We start from the raw sequence: 1,805 nt of genomic DNA, 5'->3' as shown, positions 1-1,805 counted from the left end.
CGGAGGGGGAAGGGAGGCGTAATCGGATGGTTGTTTCGGGTGGTGTGCTGCTGTCAGCTCGCGCGGAGGGCTCGGAGGAGTCATGTGGGCTGCCGCCGTCCTCCTTGGGGCGGCGTGCGCATCGGCGGCGCAGGTCGCCGGCCGGGGCCGGTCGTTTCGCTGGTGACGCGTACGGTGCCGTGCTGTTGCTTGACCGTTCTCGTCTTCGCCGGCCGGTTTCGCCCCCGGCCGCTGCCGTCCGGCCCGCTGTCGTCCCGCCTGACGCCGAACAGCTCGACCCCAACCAGCAACCCACCGTGCAGCCCTCCACCGTGCTGTTGCTTGACCGTTCTCGTCTTCGCCGGCTGGTCTCGCCCCCGGCCGCTGCCGTCCGGCCCGCTGTCGTCCCGCCTGACGCCGAACAGCTCGACCCCAACCAGGGCCGCCGGGCTGAGCGGTCACAGCCGGTGAAAGAAGCGGGGGAGGCGAGCGGGGACGCGTCAGCCTGGGACGGGATCTGGCAGAACCGCCAAGAGACGCCGGACCCGACCGACGCGCCCCCGGCTGGCGGGGATGACCGCCACACCCCTGGGCGGGGAGACCGGCCCGATCCCGGACTTGCCGGGGCAGCGGTGACGGACCTGCTGCGCCGCGCTGAGGAGATCGCCGCCGACGTTCAGGGGATACCACCAGACACCGAGGCGGCGATGGCGGAGATCGTGGCGCTGGCCCGCGCGATCGATCTGGCCGAAGCCGCGCTGGCCGCCCGGGCTCGGGTGGCCGAGGCCGGGAAAGGCCACCACCTGTTCGGACGGCGCTCGATCGGGGCATGGCTGGCCCGCGCCACCGGATCACGCGCCGCCCGCGCGAACGAACGCCTCACCCTGGCCCGGCAACTACCCCGACTGCCCCAGGTCGCCGCCCGGCTCACCGACGGCAGCCTGACCTTCGGCTACGCCACCACCATCGCCTCCGCCACGCGTCATCTCGACGACGCCGAGACCGGCCTGGCCGAACCGATCCTGCTCACCCTGGCCGACGCCCCCGCCGCCACCGTCGAAGACGTCGCCCGCGCCGGACAGACCATCATCGAGACCATCGACCCCGACGGGCGGCTGGCGCGGGCCGCGGCCAAGACCGAACGCCAGCACCTGACCATCGCCGACACCCTGGACGGGATGGGCCGCATCACCGGCCTGCTGGACCCCGAACTGACGATGCGGCTGAAGACGTGGCTGGAACCCCTCGCGGTCCCAACCGACAGCACCGACACGCGTAGCCACGCCCGCCGGATGGCCGATGCCCTGGCCATCCGCCTATCGGGCGGCGGACGCCGCACCGTCTTGCACGTGCAGGTGACCGAGCAGACCCTCACCGGCGAATCCGACGCTCCCGCCCATCTGGAGGACGGCACCGCCATCCCCGCCGCCGACGCCCGCCGGATGGCCTACACCGCCGAACTACGGCGGGTGCTCCGCGACGCGCGGGGGATCGTCACCGACTTCGGCCGTTCCCGCCGTCTGGCGTCCGCCGACCAGCGCGAGGCGATCATCGCCCGCTACCGGTCCTGCTGCCGTGAGGGCTGTGACGTGCCCGCCTATTTGGCCGAGATCGACCATATCGAGCCGTGGTATCCCAGCGGTCGTACTGATCTGGGTAACCTCGCGCCGTTGTGCGCGCCTGACAACAAGTGGAAGTCCCGTCATCCGGACAAGGTCGAGGTCATCGACCAGCCGGACGGCACGGTGACGATGCGTTTCCACCGCTATCCCAAACACCGCCCCCGCGCCTGGGCCCGCAGACAGTGACCGTGACAGGGACAGGGA

At 71.8% G+C, this 1,805-nt stretch carries 1 protein-coding gene; it reads left to right on the top strand.

Annotated features, from left to right (window positions below; translation table 11 throughout):
- Positions 1 to 296: 296 nt before the first annotated feature.
- Positions 297 to 1,787 (top strand): HNH endonuclease signature motif containing protein, encoded by a 1,491-nt coding sequence (locus IMZ11_RS42170; RefSeq protein ID WP_228649132.1) that lies wholly within the window; start codon positions 297 to 299, stop codon positions 1,785 to 1,787.
- Positions 1,788 to 1,805: the final 18 nt, after the last annotated feature.

This window comes from Microtetraspora sp. AC03309, assembly GCF_020826795.1.
Taxonomy (GTDB): Bacteria; Actinomycetota; Actinomycetes; order Streptosporangiales; family Streptosporangiaceae; genus Microtetraspora; species Microtetraspora glauca.
This window is presented reverse-complemented; position numbering and strand designations above follow the sequence as displayed.